The sequence below is a fragment of the Microbulbifer sp. 2205BS26-8 genome, assembly GCF_030731025.1.
GTDB lineage: Bacteria > Pseudomonadota > Gammaproteobacteria > Pseudomonadales > Cellvibrionaceae > Microbulbifer > Microbulbifer spongiae.
This window is the reverse complement of record NZ_JAVAMR010000054.1, coordinates 1-20,634: the sequence shown is the minus strand read 5'-3', so window position 1 is coordinate 20,634 and position 20,634 is coordinate 1. Positions and strand designations below refer to the sequence as shown.

Sequence of the window (20,634 nt, the reverse complement as noted above, 5' to 3'; positions counted from 1 at the left end):
GCTCTTTTTAATGATGCCGCCACCGAAAAGGGCGTTGTGGTTTGATGGACAGGGACAATAAGAGCCTGGCCCCTCCATTTAAGCCGGCCTTCGACCTGGTAGCGATCAATTTGTCCAAAGCCCCTGGCCGCCCCCACACCGACTGGGGAAAGAACACTTGCACTGTATCTGGCTGAAAAATCAGACCGCTTCGCCAGTCACTGCGGGAATCAGTATTCAGTATTAGGCCCAGTGCTTGATACTGGGCAGGGAGTCTCTCCGCCTGCCTTTGAAAGCCAAAAAAATACACAAGCTCTGCGAATACCCCCGGGGAAAGGCCAAACATCCTGAAGAGCCGAACACTCTCAGGAGGTGCTGCGTTTACACCAGGCCTCCTTCAATCTTGGCCTTCCAGATCAGTGGGCCTGTAGTGTGAACCGACTCACCCCGGCTGTCTACCGCCACTGTCACCGGCATCTCTTCCACTTCAAATTCATAAATGGCTTCCATACCCAACTCGGGAAAGGCAACGACCCTGGCCGCCTTGATCGCCTGGGCCACAAGATAGGCGGCACCGCCCACAGCCATCAGGTAAACTGCACGGTTATCGCGGATGGCTTCAATCGCTATAGGACCGCGCTCCGCTTTACCAATCATGCCCTGTAGTTCGGTTTCCTCAAGCATTGTGCGGGTAAATTTATCCATACGTGTGGCAGTGGTGGGGCCTGCGGGGCCGACCACTTCATCGCGCACCGGATCCACCGGGCCCACGTAGTAAATAAAACGACCAGCCAGGTCCACCGGCAGCTTCCCGCCTTTGGCGAGGATATCCACCATCTTCTTATGGGCAGCATCACGGCCTGTGAGCATTTTTCCGTTGAGCAACAGGGTTTCACCGGGTTGCCAGGTCCGTACCTCCTCCGCAGTCACCAAATCCAGATTTACCCGGCGGGTGTTGCCGCCTGCCTCACGGATAATTTCCGGCCAGTCTGCCAGCTTGGGCGGCGTCTGGTGCGCAGGGCCGTTGCCATTCAGGGTAAAGTGGGTGTGGCGGGTAGCCGCACAGTTGGGAATAATTGCCACCGCCTTATTGGCTGCATGGGTTGGGTAGTCCTTGACCTTGACATCCAGGACAGTGGTCAGCCCACCGAGCCCCTGGGCACCGATACCCAGCTTGTTCACGGCATCATACAGTTCCAGGCGCAACGCCTCGGCCCGGTTGGCGGCACCGCGTTCCTGCAGGTCCTGAATATCGATCGGATCGAGCAGGGATTCTTTTGCAAGCAGCATGGCTTTTTCCGCCGTACCGCCAATGCCTATCCCCAGTATGCCAGGGGGGCACCAACCGGCACCCATTTGTGGCACCATCTTCAATACCCAGTCAATCACGGAGTCGGAGGGGTTCAACATGGCAAACTTGGTCTTGGCCTCGCTGCCCCCACCCTTGGCCGCCACATAGACCTCGACGGTATCACCGGGCACAATGTCGTAGTGGATCACCGCCGGGGTATTGTCACCAGTATTCCTGCGCTCACCATCGGGGTCCGCAAGAATAGAGGCCCGCAGCAGGTTCCCGGTATTGAGGTAGGCGCGACGCACGCCCTCGTTCACCATATCCTCCACACTCATATCCGCTTCCCAGCGCACATGCATCCCCACTTTCAATTTCACGGTGACAATACCCGTGTCCTGGCAAATGGGGCGATGCCCTTCGGCACACATACGCGAGTTGATCAATATCTGTGCCATGGCATCCCTGGCTGCCGGATTGGCCTCCTTCCGGTAAGCCTTGTCCAGTGCCTGGATGAAGTCTTGCGGGTGATAGTAAGAGATAAATTGCAGCGCGCCGGCCACGCTTTCGATCAAATCACCCTGGCAGATAGTGGTCATACCCAACTCCGATTAATGTCACAAGGGCGGCGATTTTACACGAAACACAGAGGTCTTGGCCCGGCCCGAGAGCTCGGTTGAGCAACCTGGATAAATGACAATAAAAAAGGGCGAACACCGGGTTCACCCTTTTCAAAAGTCCCGCTTCAGGTTACATGGCGGAGGCCGTCGGCTCACTGGCCTGCAGAGAACGAATGGCATCGCGCAGTTGCACCAGGTCCTTGTTGACCGAGCGGCGATAGGCATCGATGGATTCCACCGCCTCCTCGTTGGCGCCGACACGCATGGTCAGGTCACTGCGCACCGATGCCAGCTGACGCTCCAGTCGCGACAGTTTATCACCCACCTCGCGTTTGCTTTGGGTGTTGCTCTTGCGCAGCTCTGCCAGGGCAGATTCCACTGCGGCAATCTTCTTCACACTGGCGCCGAGGCCGTTCAGCTTCGTATTGAGCGCTGCAACCTGTTTTTTGTTGGCCGCCGCAGCCGTCTTATTTGCTGCGATGCTCTTGCGGTTGGTATCGTAGGCCACACCCCAAAGCTTGCGGATCTCAGAGGTATTTTCCTTAGCCTTGGCATTTAGCACCTCTACAGAGGCTGTAGACTCCTCATCGGACAGATTGAAGCGCTTCTCCAGTTCAGCGATACGATTTTCCGCATCGGCGATGCGGTTTTCTGCATTGGCCAGTTGTGTGCGCCCCGCCTGCCACTGCTGGTAGAGAAAGCCGGATGCAGCGAGCCCGCCTAAAGCGAGCACCAACGCACATAGACCCAGGAAAGAGAAACCGCTCCGGTGCTTTTCCACAATAACCCGGGGTTCTGGCACCTGTTCGCGCGGCTCTGAAGATTTGAGGTCCAGTGATGGTTCAATAGCGGCATTGCCGTCCAGTGTGGGCTCTTTGCGTTGCATGGATCATTACACCCGGTGACTTGTCAGGTAGGTCGAGTACTGGTCAGTCTGGCATCACCCCAGCCAGTAGTGATCAACCAATCGTTTCGTGCCAATCAACTTGAGACAGATTCGTCGAATTCTACGGCAGTTATACCAAAAACTGACGAAAAAGTAAGCGCTCAATGGTAAGAATAGACGACAGTCGGGTAGTGCCAGCACAAAATCCCTCCCCTTGACTTTTAGGAAATCGCCCCAACTTGCCTCTATCCCGCTGCCCCGACTTAATTCCGGCATTCAGCGCGTGTAGAATGCCCTCACCAATAACCTCAGACAAAAGGAAGGAAGACACCATGGCTTTCGAATTGCCCGAACTCCCCTACGCGAAGAATGCCCTGGAACCACACATCTCCGAAGAAACTCTGGAGTATCACTACGGCAAGCACCACAAAACCTATGTCGACAAACTCAATGGCCTGCTGGAAGGCACTGCCGACGCCGACAAGTCCCTGGAGGAAGTGGTCAAGTCCTCCTCCGCCGGCGTATTCAACAACGCCGCCCAGGTCTGGAACCACACATTCTACTGGAACTGCCTGAGCCCGAACGGCGGTGGAGAAGCCGGGGGTGCCATTGCCGAAGCCATTCACAACACCTTTGGCAGCTTTGACAAGTTTAAAGAGGAATTCACCACTAGTGCTGTGAACAATTTCGGCTCTGGCTGGACCTGGCTGGTGAAGAAAGCTGACGGCTCAATCGCAATCTTAAATACTTCAAATGCCGGCACCCCATTGACCGAAAAGGGGCTCACCCCCCTATTGACCTGCGATGTCTGGGAACATGCCTACTATATCGATTACCGCAATCTGCGCCCGAAGTACATAGAAGCCTTCTGGGCCCTGGTCAATTGGGAATTTGTAAACCAGAATTTCGCCTGATCGCAAGATCGCCCAATAGCGGGCCCAACAATGCCCGCTTTTTTATTTCCACACATTCAACTACGACCCACCTTTCCCGCAACAACGCTGTGTCTCTGGCCAAAAGCTGCGTGAGTGCGCACAATACCCGCTGACCTGCGCGATCATCCCGCATGAAATAGGGATTGTGCAGAAAAATTTTTCAAAGAATGCCCGTTTGGTGGCACAAAGTTTCAACAACCATCCAAACCCCGGGAACATGTCCATGAAAGTAAAATCCACCCTGATTGCAACGGCTATAAGCGCGCTGATTCTCAGTGGCTGTAGCCGCGGCACAGACAATACCGCGAAGCAAAACACCATGACTTCCGCGGGGAGTGCAGTCACCCAAACTGCCACTGACAACCCTGCCAAGGTGAGCCAGGAGGCCATCAAGCAAACCAAACAAATGTTCGAGGACTTTTTTCAGGAACACCTGTCCCGCAGCCCGGAATTTAAAACCTTTCTGGGCATAAAAGAGGACTATGACCAATGGGACAATCTCTCCCGGCAGTTTGCAGAAGAAACCCTGGCCATCAACAAACGCCAACTGGCCGAGCTAAAGACAATTGACCCCGAAAAACTGGACAGTGCCACCCGCCTGAGCCTGCGGCTGGCCAAGCGCAATCTGGAGCAGGATATCGAGGGCTACAAGTGGCGCCACCACGGTTATCCGGTCAATCAGATGTATGCCACCCACACCAGTGCGGCCTCCCTGTTGATCAGTCAGCACCGTATTGACAACGCAAGCGATGCAAGGGCCTACATCTCACGCCTGAATGGGCTGCCCGAGTATTTTTCCCAGTTGGAAGAGAAACTGAGGGAAAATGCAAAAGCCGGTACTATTGTGCCGAAATTCGCCTTCCCCTATGCCATCAGTGACGCGAAGAACCTGATCAGCGGCGTCCCCTTTGGCGGCGATACAGACAGCCCGCTGTTGGCAGATTTCAAGGGCAAAGTGGAAAAACTGGATATTGCCGTCGAAGAGAAAAAAGCCTTGGTCGATCAAGCCACTGCCGCGCTTAAAAACCGTGTAAAGCCGGCTTACGAAAAGCTGATTGCCTACCTGCAGCAGCTTGAAAAAGACGCCACCAGCGATGACGGCGCCTGGAAGCTGGCGGATGGGGAGGATTTCTACAATTTTCGCCTGGGCGTCTACACCACAACAGACATGACCGCCGACGAGATCCACCAGATCGGTCTCAAAGAAGTTGCACGTATTCACGAAGAAATGCGTGAGATCATGAAAAAGGTAGGTTTTAAAGGCACCCTGCAGGAATTTTTCGAATTCATGCGCACCGATAAACAGTTCTACTACCCCACCAGTGAAGAGGGCAAAGCGGCATACTTGAAAAAAGCCACTGCCATTATCAATACCATGAAGGGCAAACTGGACCAACTATTTATCACCAAACCCAAGGCCGGCCTCGATGTCCGGGCGGTGGAGCCCTTCCGCGAGCAGTCCGCCGGCAAGGCCTTTTATCAGCGCCCTGCACCCGATGGTTCGCGCCCTGGCATCTACTACGCCAATCTGTATAACATGGAGGACATGCCCACTTATCAGATGGAGGCACTGGCTTACCACGAAGGTATTCCCGGACACCATATGCAGCTGTCTATTGCCCAGGAGCTGCCGGACATTCCCAAGTTCCGCAAATACAGCAGTTACACCGCCTATACCGAGGGCTGGGGCCTCTACTCCGAACTGGTACCGAAAGAGCTGGGCTTCTATGAGGACCCCTACTCCGACTTCGGCCGCCTGGCCATGGAGCTGTGGCGCGCTGGCCGCCTGGTGGTGGACACTGGTATCCACAACAAACGGTGGACCCGTGAAGATGCCATCAACTACCTGGTGGAAAACACCCCCAACCCCAAAGGAGATGTGGTTAAGGCCATTGAACGCTATATTGTCCTACCGGGCCAGGCCACCGCTTATAAAATCGGTATGCTGAAAATTGTCGAGCTGCGCGAGAAAGCCAAATCCGCTCTGGGAGAAAAATTTGATGTGCGCGCTTTCCACGATACTATTTTGGCCAACGGCGCAGTACCGCTGGATGTACTGGAAGAACTGGTTGACGATTGGGTGGCGGAAGTCAAAGCCCAGCAGTGAGTGACCGGTGATAAGCAGCCTATCACCATGCAATGCTGTTCGCTCAGTCCATGAAGCCTCTGTGCAATACACAGGGCTGCCCTTAGGGGCGGCCCTGTTTTTTCCCATATCTACCGGTAAGCGGTGCTTGCCACGGGAGTGCTTAAAACCTGCCGATCACCGCACCCAGCCCTCCCGCGGCAATCCATGTACCCACCGGATACTACAGAACTGCGGGGGTACAGCACTATTGCTCAACAGAGATTGCCCAGCGCGGGTACCGGCAAAACAAGTAATACTTAACTTGCAGTGGTCATTTCGGTTTTTTGCCGCCGGTCTTCACTACCCTGTATGTCATTTTTCCGCGTAGATAATAAATCCACTCAGCGAGCGCAACGTGGATTGGCCCTGTCATTTCCGGACGGCGGCCGGTTGCTTATTTTTTCTTTTTTCCCTCCTGAGTAGATCCTTGCACTCATTGCAAGCGCTCTACCGGCATTGCAAGGACATTAGTCGGGCAAGCAGCGAAACAATTTTATGACCTTTAGGTCAATCAGTAAGTATCACTGTAGGAGTGATATACTCAGCTGCAGTTCTGCTGTCCCCGGGATCGGGCATACCTGGGGTTCATAGGCATTTCGGTTATAAAAATAGTAAAAAATCGAATTGAACAGGCGCTCAGCGCCTGGCGGAGGTCTGGTCATGCGTTTGCACCCATTGCGATACAGTTTTGCCTATATATTGCCGGTACTGGTACTACTGGGGTTCTGGCAGGGGGGCTTCTGGCTGTTTGTACCTCTTCTATATCTTTACGGGCTGCTGCCACTACTGGAACTCGCCGCGCCCGCACCGACCGTCAATCTGGCACCGGCGCAGGAGCATACCGCTGCCTCCAATCCATTCTTCAACTGGATGCTGTATTTGTCTATCCCGGTTCAGTATGGTGTTCTTCTCTACTTCCTGATGCTGGTGCCCTCACTGCAAGCCTGGGCTCTTGCAGGGGCAATCTTCAGTATGGGTCTGATGTGCGGATCCTTTGGCATTAATATCGGCCACGAGCTGGGTCATAGAACGAGCCGCTTCGAACAGGCTTTGGCAAAGCTGTTGCTGCTCTCTTCCCTCAACATGCATTTCTATATCGAGCACAACCGCGGGCATCACCGACATGTGGCCACACCACAGGACCCCGCCAGTGCGCGCTATGGAGAAACCCTCTACGGCTTTTGGCTGCGTTCAATCGCACAGGGATATGTTTCGGCCTGGCGGTTGGAAGCGCAGCGGCTGGCCAAGCGCGGCAGATCCTGGTGGAGCCCCACCAACCAAATGCTGCAATTTCAACTTATCCAAGTTGCGCTCATTGCCTCGATGGGCTGGCTCTTTGGTGCCAAAGCTGCAGTTTGTTTTGTCCTGGCGGCGCTACTTGGTATTCTCCTGCTGGAAACAGTCAATTACATCGAGCATTATGGCCTCAACCGCCGACAAACACCGGATGGCCGTTACGAACGGGTTATGCCCATACACTCCTGGAATTCGAATCACATCCTTGGCCGCTTGAGCCTGTTTGAGTTGTCGCGCCATTCGGACCACCACTTCCGCGCCAGTCGCAAGTATCCTATTCTTCGACACCATAGGGGCAGTCCCCAGATGCCCACAGGCTACCCCGGTATGATGCTGCTGGCTTGTATCCCCGCGCTGTGGTTCAGGATCATGCACCCACGCCTGGCAGCTCTGGGCAGTTAAAAACATCCATGTCAAAATTGCCACAATGCAATCGCAAAGATTCAAACCGAAGAATAAAAACGTTGTGCGCAAGTAAACAGGCCATTTCGCTATTGTTTCATTATTTTTATCCATCGCCATTGTTCAGATATCGTCACCTTTTGACTGCCCGGAGTCTCCCAGCTATACCATGGCCAAGGCGCCGGGAAATCCTGTTTGTACGCTGTTTAGACTTTAATCGGGGAGGCGAAGTCACTGGGCTTTAAGGCCAGCAGCGAACAGCTGACTTTCTGCAGAATATTCTCCGCGGTATTGCCCATGATAAAGCCGGGAATCCCTGCCCGCCCCACAGTGCCCATCACCAGAAGATCAAGCGACTCTTCCTCGATAAGCAGTGGAATATAGTTATCCGGGCGGGCGATGACATGGTGTAGCTGCAAATCCCCGCCAATATTGGACGCCCGTATCAGCACTTCCAGTTTCGAGTGGTGCCGGGAACGGGCCACTTCAGTGGCCTCGTCCAGTTCTTCCTCAGTTGCATTCAGCGGGAAGTGGCGGCGCAAATACTCATCCACATCAAAATCCCAGCAAGAGACAATATGCAGGGTGCCGCTGCAGCTGTCCGCCAGCATTCGCGCCCAGCGCAACAGACGAATAGCCAGGTCATAGGTTCCGGCCGCTCCGCATTCTGGATCTACCGCTACCGCCACTCTGATCTCTTTTTGGGGCCGCTCTATCGGACGGCACAACCACACCGGGCAGGGACACTTGCGCAGCAGCTCCATATCGATGGCCTTGAACCCTTTGCGTTGATTGTGCCCCTCCACATTCTTGACCACCAGGTCGTATCCGTCGGACAGAACCCTGCGGATCACCCGCTCCGCCGGGCGGGGGCCGCAATCGCACTCGATCTCCAGTTTGACCTGGTCTTCATTCAGGTTCATGCGCTTCTGGGCCGATTCGATCTCGCTTCTGACCCGCTTCAGCAGGGCCTCCTCGCAAAGTGCAATGAACTCCTCAAACCCCTCGGGCACCGATGGACAGACAAGGAGTACCTTTATGACAGCGCCGGTATTGCGCGCAACGCCAAACGCCTGCAACAGACCGCTACTTTCATCGTCGGCAGCGTGGCTCACATAGAGGATTTTATGAATATTCAGCATAACAGGGTCCCGAAACTGTGGGCTTTGGAAGTAAATACAGGCGGCACCCCCCGCACGAACCCTTCCGCCGCCACATCTTGATACAGTGGCCGGAAGGTATTTCAAAGCAAAAAAAGCACCGGCAAGGTCAGCCGGAAAGCGGGCAAAAACAAGTGCAAGGTGATAAAAAAGGCTGAAAAAGCCCAAGCTGCGCAATAATGCAAGGCAAAAAGCGGGGTGGCTAAAATGCTAGATATCCAACACCTGCTTGACGAACGGGATGGTGACTTTGCGCTGAGCCATCAAAGACGCTCTGTCCAGCTGCTCCAGCAGTAAAAACAGTGCGCGAGTATCTCTGGGTGCGCGGTGGAGAATATACAGGGCTACATCCTCTGGAAGTTCAAAGCCACGCAGGCGGCTGCGCCTGCACAGAGCGGCAATTTTGTCGCTGTCATTCATGGATCTTAGCTGGAACAGCAGAGACCACTGGAATCGCGACTGCAAATCCGCCAGAACAAGATTCAACCCGCGGGGAGGCTTGCGCCCCCCCAGCAGCAGTTGCCTGCCACTATCCCTGGTGCGGTTGTATAAGTGAAACAGTGCCGTTTGCCACTGGGGCTGGTTTTCCAGGAGGTGCAGGTCATCGATACACACCAGGTCCAGTTGCTCCAGTCCGTCCAGGATTGCCGCCGGGTCCATCGCCGTCAAGTCCGCCAGCGGCAGGTATTGAAAGCTGCGGCCACTGCTCTCTGCGCTTTGGCAAACGGACTGCAGCAGGTGACTCACACCACTGCCGGTCTCCCCCCAGATATAAACCACCTGTTCAGGGTTTTCCCCGTTGGCAAAAGATTGCAGCAGGGCCACTATTTGGCTGTTGGGGTCCGATTCAGCCAGATAGAAATTTTCGAAAGTGGCATCATCTTGCAGGGATACACCCAGTGACAGCTGTTGCGGAATACGCATATTAATCCCAGCGGTACCGCAGCGGATTACCGGCACTGCCCAGCGGTGCACGATAGCCGTTCAGGTCAATGGTATCCCCATCCGCACGCAGTTTGTGATTCAAAGCCAGTGTATCGCGCAGATTGGGCAATCCCACTGAAATGGCCAAAGCGATACGCATCCGATCTCCCTCTACGGAGAGCAGGTTGGTGCTGCTTACCTGCGCCAGCCCCCGCAGGTAGGCCAAGGCCTCCACATAGTCGGCAAAGCTGTCCACGCCAGCCAACTCGATAATAATGGCCCCCATTTGGGCATCCCGCCCTTCGGAGCGTACTGCATAGCGCCTGGCCAGTACATTGGCCATCTGATTGACGCCGCGCAGCGCGGTTTCTTCCATAGAGCCTCCACTGCTATCGAAGGCGTAACTGCGGCCGCCGTGAACCAGCAGCCAATCGGCCTGCCAGCGGTGTCCCGACGACTGCAGTATGCGCCCCATCAAAGTGGCATCTGGGCTATAGCGCAGACCAGCCCGCTCAGCGGCCTGTTCGTCCTGTGCCCAAAGCGCGCCCAGGGGCATATTGCGCTGGTCGTTAAGATCCATAACAGGGAAGTCCAGCGGTACGCCGCGCTCAATAGCCATGGCCTCCAGCACGGAGAACAGTTCCGGCGTATCCTCTTCGCGCAAAACACTGCGCCCATCCAACAGCGTATCCACCGCCAGCCAAACCAGCGTACCCGGCCGGTTGTTGGGCCACATGGGCAGACCCAACTGGTGTACCTGCCTGGAGACAGCCTGGGGATCAAAGGAGAGGTGGAGGTAGAGCTGGTTGTCTTCGCTGGTGTAGTGATAACCCTGAACAAACTGTTGAGCTTTCTGCAGGACCGGCTGCAAATCGGGGTTGTTGCCAATGGTGGCATCGCCGGTAACCCGCACAAAGATCCGCTCAAGGCCCCGGCTGCCAGCTGCCACTCGATCGGTACTACCGCGACTCGACACAGGCTCTACAACTTCGTACAGGTCCGAGACAACCCGGGCCTGAACTGGCAGGATGAAAGCGCCGAGCAACAGTGCAGATAACTGCAATACCAACCCCTGCTGGAGCAGCTTGTGCATAGAATTTCTCTCCAAACTTCGCACCACCCCGCGCGCTTGTACCAGGTCATTCCTGTTGGGCAAGACAGCAAAATACACGGAGAGTGTCAAAATTGGGGCTATTGTATCAGCGTCATCCGTTTCTCTCAGCCCCGAGTACGCACAATGAGAAGGTTTCAACAGTCTTATTCGAGACAAAAGCCCCGAATCACACCTCCCAAGATCACCTGGGCGTAGCTACCAAACCGAGACCCGGCTAGAATACGCGCCCTCCGAGGTTCCACCGCAGGAAAAGCCATGAGCAATCCCAAGCCGCAATCCGCACAGACCCCACTCTCCTATAGGGATGCCGGTGTCGATATTGATGCAGGTAACGCCCTGGTAGAACGTATCCGGCATGTCGCCAAGCGCACTGCCCGCCCAGAAGTCATGGGTGGCCTGGGCGGATTCGGCGCCCTGTGCGCACTGCCTGCCGGCTACAGGGAACCGGTACTGGTTTCCGGTACCGATGGCGTGGGGACAAAACTGCGTTTGGCAATGGATTTGGGCATTCACAACACCATCGGTATCGATCTGGTGGCGATGTGTGTCAACGATCTAGTCGTTGCCGGTGCCGAACCGCTCTTCTTCCTCGATTACTTTGCCACCGGCAAACTCAATGTGGATATTGCCGCCGAGGTGGTCTCCGGTATCGGGAAAGGCTGCGAGCTGGCGGGCTGCGCCCTGGTGGGTGGGGAAACTGCCGAAATGCCGGGTATGTACGCAGGTGACGACTACGACTTGGCCGGATTCTGCACCGGGGTTGTGGAAAAATCTGAAATCATCGACGGGAGAAAGGTAACCGGTGGCGACGTGTTGATCGGTCTCGCTTCCAGCGGCCCCCACTCCAATGGTTACTCCCTGATTCGCAAAGTACTCGAAGTACGCAGCGCCAACCTGCAGGAGGATATCGGCGGTATCACCCTGGCCAAGGCGCTGATGGCCCCTACCCGCATCTATGTCAAGAACCTGCTGCAACTGATAAAAAACTGCCAGATCAACGCCCTTTGCCATATTACCGGTGGCGGCCTGCTGGAGAACCTGCCCCGCGTACTACCCACGGGGTATCGCGCCCGCGTGGATGTCGGCAGGCGGGAGATGCCGGCGGTCTTTCGCTGGTTACAGAACGCCGGCAATATCGACGCCCGGGAAATGTACCGCACCTTCAACTGCGGTATCGGAATGGTGATCTGCGTACCCGCAGCGCAGGCCGACAGCGCACTCGCAACCCTTCAGGGGTTGGGTGAGGATGCCTTTGTTTTGGGGGATATTGAAGCTGCCGCCGGAAACGCTGAAACCGTCGCCCTGGCGGGTCTGTAATGTCTCGAAGAAACTGCAAAGTCGCGGTGTTGATCTCCGGCAGCGGCAGCAATCTGCAGGCGCTGCTGACAGCGTCAAACAAAACCGGAGCACCATTTTCCATCTGCAGCGTCATCAGCAACAGGCCGGATGCCTATGGTCTGGCCCGTGCCGCCGCAGCCGGCATCGCCGACTCGGTGGTGGATCACCACGACTTTTCCAGCAGGACATCCTTTGACCGCGCACTGATTGAAGCGATCGACCGCCAAACACCAGACCTGGTTGTGCTGGCTGGTTTTATGCGCATATTGACCCCGGAATTTGTGCGTCATTACCGGGGCCGATTGCTCAATATTCACCCTTCCCTGCTACCCAAATACCAGGGGTTACACACACACCGCCGGGCTCTGCAGGCCGGCGACAGCGAGCACGGCGCCACTGTTCATTTTGTCACCGAAGAGCTCGACGGCGGTCCGCCCATTGTCCAGGCCACAGTTCCCATACAGGCTGAAGACACACCGGAAACGCTGGCGAACCGGGTCCAGGTGCAAGAGCATGTGATTTATCCGTTGGCTGTCACCTGGTTCGCGGAGCATCGCCTGCATATGCAGGGCGAGCGCGCCCTGCTTGACGGTACCTTGCTACCGCGCAACGGTATCCGGCTTAGCGGTTAAACCCGGCGCATTCGCTGTCGGGGCAAACGCCCTTGCATGTACTTTGCCAGTTCCGCCGACTAATATTCAAGCAAAGTCAGTTTTTGCGGAGATTCACCGTGCGTTTTTTCGTTTCCTTCCTGTTTCTTCTCCTGCTTTCCGGCCCATCCCTGGCCAGCCAGCTGGAACCCTTTAAAGCAACTTACACCGCGCGCTTTAACGGTATCAGCGTCACGGCTACCCGAAAGCTTACGGGCCAGGATGACAACTGGCGCCTGGATTTTGATACCAACACCCTGTTTGCCAATATCAATGAATATTCCCGCTTTACCCGCCGCGACGACCAGATTATCCCCTACCATTACGAATACCGCAGAACCGGGCTGGGCCGGGATCGCGGCACCATACTGAACTTTGAGCCCACTAAAGGCATGGTGCTCAATGTTTCAAACCCGGAGCGGGATTTGAAGGATGTATCACCCCATATCCTCGACAAGGTGAGCTACCAATTGCAGTTGGCGCTGGATATCGCCGCAGGCAAGGAAACCCTCCAATATGAAATTGCTGACGGCAAGAAAGTGCGCAAGTACACCTTCGCCCGGGAGGGCACTGAAACCCTGGTGACGCCACTGGGGGAAATTGAGGTTATCAAGGTACGGCGAGTTCGAAATGCCGATTCCGCAAGAGAGACCACAGTGTGGTTCGCCCCTGGCTGGAACTATGCTCTGGTGAAACTTGTTCAGAGAGAAGAAAATGGCAAAAGGTACCAAATCAGCCTGACAAAATTATCCATTAATGGAAAAAATGTCACGGCGGGCCAAAATTGAACCACTGTTCAGGAAAGTAAAAAAAAACTTACGGTATTTGATGGATTTTTGCCTGCTTTCTCTTTATAAAGTTATCTCTTTCCTGACTTATACGACTTTATATTGCCGGAATTTCAGGTAAGACACCTGCTCAGAAATTAAGGAAGGCACTTGCATAAGTCTAATGACCTTCCTCCACAGCCTGGCATTCACTTGAATACCGTTTATGGTTTTCAGTAATCAGCAGACTTAGAGATAGGCCTCCATGAACAAGAAATACCTACCACACGCAGTACTCGCCGCGGCAATCAGCTCCGTATCTCAAGGTGTCATGGCTGCGGCCTTTTATATCTCTGAAACCAGTACCTCAGGCCTCGGGCGCGCCTTTGCCGGCGAGAATACCATCGGCGACAACGCTGCAATTCTCGGCCGCAACCCCGCGGGCTCTGCGTTGTTTGACACCTATACGTTTTCCATCGGCGCCACCTTCGTGGACCCCGAGATTGATGTGGCCGGCGATGTCACCTATTTTGTACCGGTTGGGGTAGGTCCGGATGGCAGTCCCATCTTTCTGGCGAATACTGAGCGAGCGCGTGCCAATGACTACGTCACCACCGCCTGGGTCCCCAATGGCTACCTGGCGGCCCCCATCAACGACGAGTGGTCCTTTGGCCTGGCTCTGTACAGCGATTTCGGCCTGGAAACCGATTTTCCCAACAGTTTTCGTGGCACCCCCATTGCCAACAAAACCAGGTTGATTACCGTCAATATCCAGCCTTCTGTTGCCTACGATATCAATAACACCCTGAGCATTGGCGCATCGGTTAATTTTCTTTATGCCGATGCCAGACTGAGAACCACTGTCCCCACAAATTTCGCACTGGATCCCATTTTGGGTACTGACCTGTCCGGGGCTTCCATCCTCAATATCGAGGGCGATGACTGGGATGTCAGCTGGACTGTGGGTGCGCTGTGGCGCATCAGCGAGAATACCCGCGCAGGCATCTCCTACCATGCGGAATACGACCCCAAACTCAAGGGGAACGTGAATTCCGACTTGCTGCCAAGCCCACTGGATCCGTTTGACAATGCCAGTGGCAACGTGACGCTCGACCTGCCGGACACACTGGAGCTGGGCTTCTACCACCGCTTTAATAGCAAGTGGGCCATTGCACTGGGCTATATGTGGGCCGACTGGGACGACCTCCAGCGCCTGGAAGCGTTTATCCCCGGTGCCGGTGAAACATTCAACCCACTGATAATCGGAGAGCTTAACTTCGAGAGCGGCTCCCGCTACAGTATTGGCGTGGAGTACTTTTACAATGACAAGCTGACTTTGCGCGCCGGTTACGCCTTTGATGAGAGTGCAGCTCGCGACGGCCTCAACCGCGAGGAAACGGAAATGATCGCCGCACAAACTGGCTTACAGCTCCCGATTACCTGGCGCGTACTGGGCATCCCGGATAGCGACCGCCAGTGGCTCACGTTGGGCGCCACCTACCATGTCAGTGAAAAACTGAGTATTGATGGCGGCGTGGCCTACCTTTCGGGCGATGACGAGAGAATACAGCAATTCGGGACCGTTCCTCCAGCTCCAATTCCAGTTCCAACCTTCTTCGACGGTAGTACCACCAAGACCGAAGCCTGGCTGTATGGGGTCTCCCTCAACTACCATTTCTAACGCCTGAATTTAACCAAAACAGGGCCCTACCCCGGCCGGGGTAGGGCCCTTTTATCGGCAGTACTGCCATAACCGCTTGGGCGCACCAACAAGCCCGTAAGGCAGAATACCGGGCAGTGCCGATACGGGGAAAACAGGTTAGATAAAAAACGGGCTGAATTTGTTATACATACAACGCTCGTTTCGAGTATGAAATACCGCTGTAAAATGGTTGCCGGAAAAATATGGTACCGATGGGGACCGAGACAAACCGCGGCGATACCGACTTACTCCAGGCAGTGGCCGTTGTATTGCTGGAGCGACAATCCAACAGACTACGCCCATGCTGTTGGATTGCCGGGTAAAGAAGAGTGCACGCGAAAACCACAAGAGTAAAACCATGAAGCTGCCCGCAATATCCACCTTGTTTGTTTTAAGCCTGGATGTCTCTGCCTTTGGCATGGGGGAAGCCATTAACCTGGCGGGCCGGCAGCGAATGCTGTCGCAGCGTATTGCTCAAACCTACATCCTGCAGGGTATCCAGCCCGGGATACAGCGCCATGAAAAAGTCTTCAACCGGTCAGTACAGGAGTTTGCACAAAACCATAGATAACTGTCAGCCTTCCCCAAAGCCGGGAAACTCAGCCCTCAGCTGCGCATAGTACAGCAGGAATGGGAAGCATTTGAACGCATTGCCCGGCAACCGGCCAGCAGGGACACGGCGGCCGAATTATTCAGGCTCAGCAACAGGCTCCTGTGGGCCGCCCGCACCTACGTGGTAAAGCTGGAGCGGCTCGCCAACCACAATAGCGCTGAACTGATCAACATCGCTGGACGCCAGCGTATGCTGTCCCAGCGCATTGCCAAGAACTACGCGGCAAAACTCTGGGGAATCTCCCCCGGCGATGCTGAAATCGGCTTGCAACAGGATCTGGTTAAGTACACTCACCGACTGAACCAACTCCTTGACAGCCCCCTGAATACCCCTGAGATCAACCACAATCTGCGCAAAGCGCTGGACCACCTCAACTATGCCAACCGAAGCTTCACCGGGGAGATGCAAATATCCGAGAAACGCAAAATTTATGTGATTACAGGAACCACAGTCCTGATGTTGCGCAATATGAATATCATCACCGAACAGTATGCGGCACTTTTGGATTCAGAAGGGGTTATTGAAAATTCGCACTCGGCCAATTGATAGACTATTCAGTAATGTGCCGGCGCAATCCGGCACAAGTCAGCAATACAGCGGGCTGACCCCCTTTGCCAGCGTCTATCCAATCCATGAATGCTCTATTGGTTGGATTGCCCGATGAACAGACTTATCGATCGGGGCTTGCGTGCTCCGCTGCCGGCTCCCAACCGCACTGGCGCCCCTGGTTCTGCGTCTCCAGGTAAGCCATCAATGGCTGGAAATAATCGATAATCGCCGAAGCATCCAGGTCGCGCTGCCCTGTCAGGGCTTCCATGGCATCCGGCCAGGGTTTGCTGGCGCCCATGGCCAGCATGGCGCGCAACTTTTTACCCGCCTCATCGTTTTTATAAATGGAACAGCGGTGCAGTGGTCCGGTCTCACCGGCAGCTTCGCACAACGCACGGTGAAACTGGAACTGCTGGATACGGGCGAGGAAGTAGCGCGCATAGGGCGTATTGCCCGGTATATGGTACTTGGCACCCGGATCAAAGTTTGCTTCCGAGCGCTCGACCGGGGCTTCGATACCCTGGTATTCCTCCCGCAGGCTCCACCAGGCCTTGTTGTAATCCGAAGGCTGCACCTCTCCGTTGAAAACCTGCCAGCGCCACTTGTCCACCATCAGGCCGAACGGCAAAAAGGCAATCTTATCCAGCGCCTGCTGCATCAAATAGCCGAGATCCTTACTTTCATCCGGCACCTCGTCCATCAGGCCAATTTCCTTGAGGTACTTCGGAGTAATCGACAGCGCAATGGTATCGCCCACCGCTTCATGAAAGCCGTCATTGGCGCCCTCTTTATAGAGGAAAGGCTGGTCCTTGTAGATGCGCTGGTAAAAGTTGTGCCCCAGTTCGTGGTGAATGGTCACCAGGTCTTCGCCGGTCTTGTTGATACACATCTTGATACGGATATCGTCCTGGCCATCCATATTCCAGGCACTGGCGTGACAAACAACATTCCGGTCGCGGGGCTGGGTAAACTGTGAGCGCTCCCAGAACGTTTGCGGTAGCGGCTCAAAGCCCAGGGAAGTAAAGAACTCCTCACCCACCTTGACCATATCCCGCTCACTCATCCCGGAATCGACTACCAGTTGCGTCAGGTCATAGGGGGCCTGCATATCCCTGTCTTTGACCAGGTCATAGATATTGCCCCATTCCTGCGCCCACATATTTCCGAGCAAGTGCGCCGGGATCTTGCCCTGGGGGGGCACTACCGCATCGCCGTAGTGTTCGTTCAGTTTGGCGCGCACATGACAGTGGAGCGCTTCATACAGGGGCTTGACCTTGTTCCACTGGACATCCATATCAGCGGCAAAGGCATCGGGCTCCATATCGTACTTGGAGCGCCAGAAATCACTCAAATTCTGGTAACCAAGTTCCCGCGCACCCGCATTGCCAATCTCAACCTGCCGCTCATACAGGGGTTTCATGGGCGGGGACACCTTGCGCCACCCAATCCACAGGTCCTTCAGCAGTTCCGGGTCGCGGTTCGTCGCCATCACCCGCCCCATTTCGGTCAGGGTATAGCATTTCTCTGCGCCCTCAGCATCCCGGCAGTATTTACCGGCACCGTACATACCCTGCATTTTTGAACCAATCTGTGCAAGCTCAGCGGTCAGCTCGGGGTCTTTAGGGGCGGGGAACACCAATCCCTGTTTCAACAGGGTGAGTTTGCGACGGCTGTCCGGGTCCAGGTCAAGGTTGTCAAATTTCGCCGCTTCGGATGCTAGTGCCACCGCCATCGCGGTGTAGCGCTCGGCGGCAAGGGCCTCCACATATTGGGAATCCATATTGATATAGGTGGAAGCCAGCCAGGCGGCATGGCTCACCTCTTCGGCCATCTTTTCCAGACGGACCTGGGCATCCTCGAGAAAAGCCTTGGCATCCCGAGCCGTGAGTGCAGCCGTATCGGCCTCTGCTGCGGGACGCTCCGCAGGCTGGGCCTCATCAACAGGGTTCGAAGCCCTTTGACCGCCGTCACAGGCAGCGAGCACTACTGCAGCGGCAATAGCAAAAGCAACTTTTTTCATCTTCCTCTCACATTATTATTCGCTGTGTGAAAACTGTCGCCGTTTATAGCACAAGGGATCCATTTTCTTCGATGGGAACACCGAGGTTCAGTCCAGATCGACACAAAATCCCTTTTTCTGTGCGGTTTACAGGGGAAAATAGGTTTCTCTGGCGCACAACACCAAAATACAGGCAATCGCTGTCGGCAAGTAGCGGCAAAGGAGTGAAAAAAGGGGAATGGAGGCAGCCCGACCAGCAACACCTTCGGCACATGACGTCACTGCTACCGTTGCTCCCTTCCGGGCCTGGCGGGGTTCGCAGTTTCTCATTGCGAAGGGACCGGAAGGGCCGCCACAACGATCCTCGGTGTCTCCGAAGAGGGCGCGATTATAGAGGGATAAAGGCACGAGTTCCAGTCCCATCAGGGGGTTATAATACTCGCTTACCACCCCGCCCATGCGAAGAGTGAGATATGCACCTATTCGTCAACAATTTAACCAATATTGATTTCAGCTACCTGGACCGGCAGCGCGGCCTGGTAGGGGAAACCTGGCTGGCAAATGCCATCCTGAATGGCGCACTCGATAGCCAGGGCATGGTGTGCGATTTTGGTATTGTCAAAAAAACCCTTCGCCACTGGCTCGATGACCAGCTTGACCACCGCCTCCTGGTGCCCACCCTGTCCCCCGACCTGGAGCTCGCAAATCACGGCGGCCAGATATCGCTTATCTGGTCACTGGCCAGCGGTGAGCAAATATCGGTGTCCGGCCCGGAACAGGCTTTTGCACTGGTAGAAACAGAGAGCATTCACCCACAGGCGGTTGCAAGCTGGAGTGTGCAGCAACTGACGGGCGCTTTCCCGACCCATGTCGATCAATTGAAGCTCTGCTTCGATGCAGAGACGATCGAGGGCGCCTTTTACCATTACAGCCACGGACTGAAAAAGCATCCGGGCAACTGCCAGCGCATCGCCCACGGCCACCGCTCCCGTATCCAGGTGTTCATCGGGGGACAACGCAACAGAGCACTGGAGCAGCAATGGGCTCAGCGCTGGAGGGATATTTATTTGGGCACGCGCGAGGATTTACAGACAGCGGGTGGTGCAAAAACCCTGCGGTTTGCTTACCAGGCGCAACAGGGGCGTTTCACCCTGGCGCTTCCCTCGCGCTGTTGTGCAGTTATTGACTGCGATACTACCGTCGAACAACTGGCCCAATATATTGCCAATACCCTGGCCGCGGAATTACCGGGCAAGGAAATTACCGTGCGCGCTTACGAGGGGCTGGGCAAAGGGGCCATCGCCACTGCACAGCAGTGATCTGGGTCATCGCATACCCGGAGTGATTGAGTGCAACAATTCGAGGCTGGCCGATCTTGAACCTGATTGTTTTACAAGAAACGGATTTCATCAGTGCCGGACTTGTCCGCCTGAGCGGTCGCAGGCTGGAACATATTATCCAGGTACACAGGGCCGAGCCCGGCCAGCGGTTGCGCGTTGGGCTATTAAATGGCGATATCGGTTTTGGAACAATCACCACACTCACCGACCAGTGTGTGGAGCTCAAGGTAGAATTACAACATCCCCCTCCCCCTGCACTGCCCCTGACCCTGATTTTGGCGTTACCGCGCCCGAAGATGTTAAAGCGTGTTATTCAGCATGTCACAGCACTGGGTGTGAAAAAGCTAATTCTGATCAACAGCTTCCGCGTGGAGAAGTCTTATTGGCAAACACCCTGGCTCGGGCGGGACAAGATTCACCGACAATGCCTGCTGGGACTGGAACAGGCTATTGATACCCGGATGCCGGACATTATTCTGCGCAAACGCTTCAAGCCCTTTGTAGAGGATGAGCTGCCCGAACTGACATCCGGCTCACGAAAACTGCTTGCCCACCCGGTTGCCGGTGAGCAGTGTCCTATTGATATCGGGGAAACAACCACCCTGGCCATTGGCCCCGAGGGCGGCTTTATCCCCTATGAAGTAGAAAAACTGCAGGAGGCAGGCTTTCACCCAGTGCATTTAGGGTCGCGCATTCTCAAAGTAGAAACAGTGCTGCCGGTACTGGTGAGCCGACTGTTTCCCGCCCGCTGAATTCAGCTGATATCCGCTCCCCCGGCTTGGCTTGCGAGTTGTCGCCAGGTAAGGTAAGCGAAATTCAATCCCTTTTTAGGAAGCATTGCACTGTACTTTTTGACATACTGTTAATCAAGATTTATTCACTTTGTCATAAAGAGGACATATTTTTCGGCCTCGTTTTACTGCCTTAAGGTCAAACTGTTA

General features: G+C 55.1%; 17 protein-coding genes and 1 other RNA gene. 11 read left to right on the top strand and 7 right to left on the bottom strand.

Translation table 11 applies throughout. From position 1 onward, the window contains the following. Positions 1–360: 360 nt before the first annotated feature. Together Q5Y71_RS14450 and Q5Y71_RS14445 are read right to left on the bottom strand one after the other, a co-directional pair. Positions 361–1,869: a fumarate hydratase gene (locus tag Q5Y71_RS14450; protein ID WP_306042816.1), complete on the bottom strand. Its 1,509-nt coding sequence runs from the start codon at positions 1,867–1,869 to the stop codon at positions 361–363. A 151-nt stretch (positions 1,870–2,020) separates the two neighbouring features. Further along, complete coding sequence (locus tag Q5Y71_RS14445; RefSeq protein ID WP_306042815.1) at positions 2,021–2,776, bottom strand: hypothetical protein; 756 nt, start codon at positions 2,774–2,776, stop codon at positions 2,021–2,023. A 332-nt stretch (positions 2,777–3,108) separates the two neighbouring features. Here Q5Y71_RS14445 and Q5Y71_RS14440 point away from each other — a divergent pair, with 332 nt between their 5' ends. The 3 genes from Q5Y71_RS14440 (at position 3,109) to Q5Y71_RS14430 (ending at position 7,537) form a co-directional block, all read left to right on the top strand. After that, positions 3,109–3,690 carry a superoxide dismutase gene (locus tag Q5Y71_RS14440; RefSeq protein ID WP_306042814.1) on the top strand — a complete coding sequence of 194 codons (582 nt, stop codon included), beginning with the start codon at positions 3,109–3,111 and terminating at the stop codon, positions 3,688–3,690. Positions 3,691–3,934: 244 nt separating this feature from the next. Then, positions 3,935–5,818, top strand: a complete 1,884-nt coding sequence (locus tag Q5Y71_RS14435; RefSeq protein ID WP_306042813.1) for a DUF885 family protein — start codon at positions 3,935–3,937, stop codon at positions 5,816–5,818. A 681-nt stretch (positions 5,819–6,499) separates the two neighbouring features. Next, complete coding sequence (locus Q5Y71_RS14430) at positions 6,500–7,537, top strand: alkane 1-monooxygenase (RefSeq protein WP_306042812.1); 1,038 nt, start codon at positions 6,500–6,502, stop codon at positions 7,535–7,537. Positions 7,538–7,743: 206 nt separating this feature from the next. Here Q5Y71_RS14430 and Q5Y71_RS14425 read toward each other — a convergent pair whose 3' ends face one another. From Q5Y71_RS14425 to Q5Y71_RS14415, 3 genes are all read right to left on the bottom strand, one after another. After that, entirely contained in the window at positions 7,744–8,679 is a 936-nt protein-coding gene (locus Q5Y71_RS14425; protein WP_306042811.1) for a universal stress protein, read from the bottom strand. Between the two features lie 228 nt (positions 8,680–8,907). Further along, positions 8,908–9,621, bottom strand: a complete 714-nt coding sequence (hda, locus tag Q5Y71_RS14420; RefSeq protein ID WP_306042809.1) for a DnaA regulatory inactivator Hda — start codon at positions 9,619–9,621, stop codon at positions 8,908–8,910. Position 9,622: 1 nt separating this feature from the next. Next, positions 9,623–10,714 (bottom strand): DUF2066 domain-containing protein, encoded by a 1,092-nt coding sequence (locus tag Q5Y71_RS14415; RefSeq protein ID WP_306042808.1) that lies wholly within the window; start codon positions 10,712–10,714, stop codon positions 9,623–9,625. A 276-nt stretch (positions 10,715–10,990) separates the two neighbouring features. Between Q5Y71_RS14415 and purM the strand changes: the two genes are divergently transcribed. The 6 genes from purM to Q5Y71_RS14385 all read left to right on the top strand — a co-directional run bounded on the left by purM (position 10,991) and on the right by Q5Y71_RS14385 (position 16,351). Further along, positions 10,991–12,052, top strand: coding sequence for a phosphoribosylformylglycinamidine cyclo-ligase (purM, locus tag Q5Y71_RS14410; RefSeq protein WP_306042807.1), 1,062 nt, complete (start codon positions 10,991–10,993; stop codon positions 12,050–12,052). After that, the gene (gene purN / locus Q5Y71_RS14405; protein WP_306042806.1) at positions 12,052–12,705 is read left to right on the top strand and encodes a phosphoribosylglycinamide formyltransferase; all 654 of its coding nucleotides are present in this window, start codon (positions 12,052–12,054) and stop codon (positions 12,703–12,705) included. Before purM ends, purN begins: the two co-directional genes overlap by 1 nt. 98 nt (positions 12,706–12,803) lie before the next feature. Next, positions 12,804–13,511 (top strand): DUF3108 domain-containing protein, encoded by a 708-nt coding sequence (locus Q5Y71_RS14400; RefSeq protein ID WP_306042805.1) that lies wholly within the window; start codon positions 12,804–12,806, stop codon positions 13,509–13,511. A gap of 244 nt (positions 13,512–13,755) precedes the next feature. Further along, on the top strand, positions 13,756–15,171 hold the full coding sequence (locus Q5Y71_RS14395; RefSeq protein ID WP_306042804.1) for an OmpP1/FadL family transporter: 1,416 nt from the start codon (positions 13,756–13,758) through the stop codon (positions 15,169–15,171). Between the two features lie 379 nt (positions 15,172–15,550). Continuing rightward, positions 15,551–15,763 carry a type IV pili methyl-accepting chemotaxis transducer N-terminal domain-containing protein gene (locus tag Q5Y71_RS14390; RefSeq protein WP_306042803.1) on the top strand — a complete coding sequence of 71 codons (213 nt, stop codon included), beginning with the start codon at positions 15,551–15,553 and terminating at the stop codon, positions 15,761–15,763. A gap of 162 nt (positions 15,764–15,925) precedes the next feature. Then, the gene (locus tag Q5Y71_RS14385) at positions 15,926–16,351 is read left to right on the top strand and encodes a type IV pili methyl-accepting chemotaxis transducer N-terminal domain-containing protein (RefSeq protein ID WP_306042802.1); all 426 of its coding nucleotides are present in this window, start codon (positions 15,926–15,928) and stop codon (positions 16,349–16,351) included. A gap of 124 nt (positions 16,352–16,475) precedes the next feature. Here the strand turns inward: Q5Y71_RS14385 and Q5Y71_RS14380 are convergent, their stop codons facing one another. Both Q5Y71_RS14380 and ffs read right to left on the bottom strand, forming a co-directional pair. Further along, positions 16,476–18,374 (bottom strand): M2 family metallopeptidase, encoded by a 1,899-nt coding sequence (locus Q5Y71_RS14380; protein ID WP_306042801.1) that lies wholly within the window; start codon positions 18,372–18,374, stop codon positions 16,476–16,478. A gap of 227 nt (positions 18,375–18,601) precedes the next feature. After that, positions 18,602–18,699, bottom strand: an RNA gene (ffs, locus tag Q5Y71_RS14375) — signal recognition particle sRNA small type. Between the two features lie 127 nt (positions 18,700–18,826). Here ffs and Q5Y71_RS14370 point away from each other — a divergent pair. Both Q5Y71_RS14370 and Q5Y71_RS14365 read left to right on the top strand, forming a co-directional pair. Then, entirely contained in the window at positions 18,827–19,672 is an 846-nt protein-coding gene (locus Q5Y71_RS14370; protein ID WP_306042800.1) for a 6-carboxytetrahydropterin synthase, read from the top strand. Between the two features lie 56 nt (positions 19,673–19,728). Next, the gene (locus tag Q5Y71_RS14365) at positions 19,729–20,445 is read left to right on the top strand and encodes a 16S rRNA (uracil(1498)-N(3))-methyltransferase (protein ID WP_306042799.1); all 717 of its coding nucleotides are present in this window, start codon (positions 19,729–19,731) and stop codon (positions 20,443–20,445) included. Positions 20,446–20,634: the final 189 nt, after the last annotated feature.

Coding starts and splice junctions, on each gene's coding strand:
- hda (WP_306042809.1), bottom strand. CDS start 9,621: ATGCGTATTCCGCAACAGCTGTCACTGGGTGTATCCCTGCAAGATGAT.
- purM (WP_306042807.1), top strand. CDS start 10,991: ATGAGCAATCCCAAGCCGCAATCCGCACAGACCCCACTCTCCTATAGG.
- Q5Y71_RS14440 (WP_306042814.1), top strand. CDS start 3,109: ATGGCTTTCGAATTGCCCGAACTCCCCTACGCGAAGAATGCCCTGGAA.
- Q5Y71_RS14415 (WP_306042808.1), bottom strand. CDS start 10,714: ATGCACAAGCTGCTCCAGCAGGGGTTGGTATTGCAGTTATCTGCACTG.
- Q5Y71_RS14430 (WP_306042812.1), top strand. CDS start 6,500: ATGCGTTTGCACCCATTGCGATACAGTTTTGCCTATATATTGCCGGTA.
- Q5Y71_RS14425 (WP_306042811.1), bottom strand. CDS start 8,679: ATGCTGAATATTCATAAAATCCTCTATGTGAGCCACGCTGCCGACGAT.
- Q5Y71_RS14380 (WP_306042801.1), bottom strand. CDS start 18,374: ATGAAAAAAGTTGCTTTTGCTATTGCCGCTGCAGTAGTGCTCGCTGCC.
- purN (WP_306042806.1), top strand. CDS start 12,052: ATGTCTCGAAGAAACTGCAAAGTCGCGGTGTTGATCTCCGGCAGCGGC.
- Q5Y71_RS14370 (WP_306042800.1), top strand. CDS start 18,827: ATGCACCTATTCGTCAACAATTTAACCAATATTGATTTCAGCTACCTG.
- Q5Y71_RS14395 (WP_306042804.1), top strand. CDS start 13,756: ATGAACAAGAAATACCTACCACACGCAGTACTCGCCGCGGCAATCAGC.
- Q5Y71_RS14435 (WP_306042813.1), top strand. CDS start 3,935: ATGAAAGTAAAATCCACCCTGATTGCAACGGCTATAAGCGCGCTGATT.
- Q5Y71_RS14450 (WP_306042816.1), bottom strand. CDS start 1,869: ATGACCACTATCTGCCAGGGTGATTTGATCGAAAGCGTGGCCGGCGCG.
- Q5Y71_RS14445 (WP_306042815.1), bottom strand. CDS start 2,776: ATGCAACGCAAAGAGCCCACACTGGACGGCAATGCCGCTATTGAACCA.
- Q5Y71_RS14390 (WP_306042803.1), top strand. CDS start 15,551: ATGAAGCTGCCCGCAATATCCACCTTGTTTGTTTTAAGCCTGGATGTC.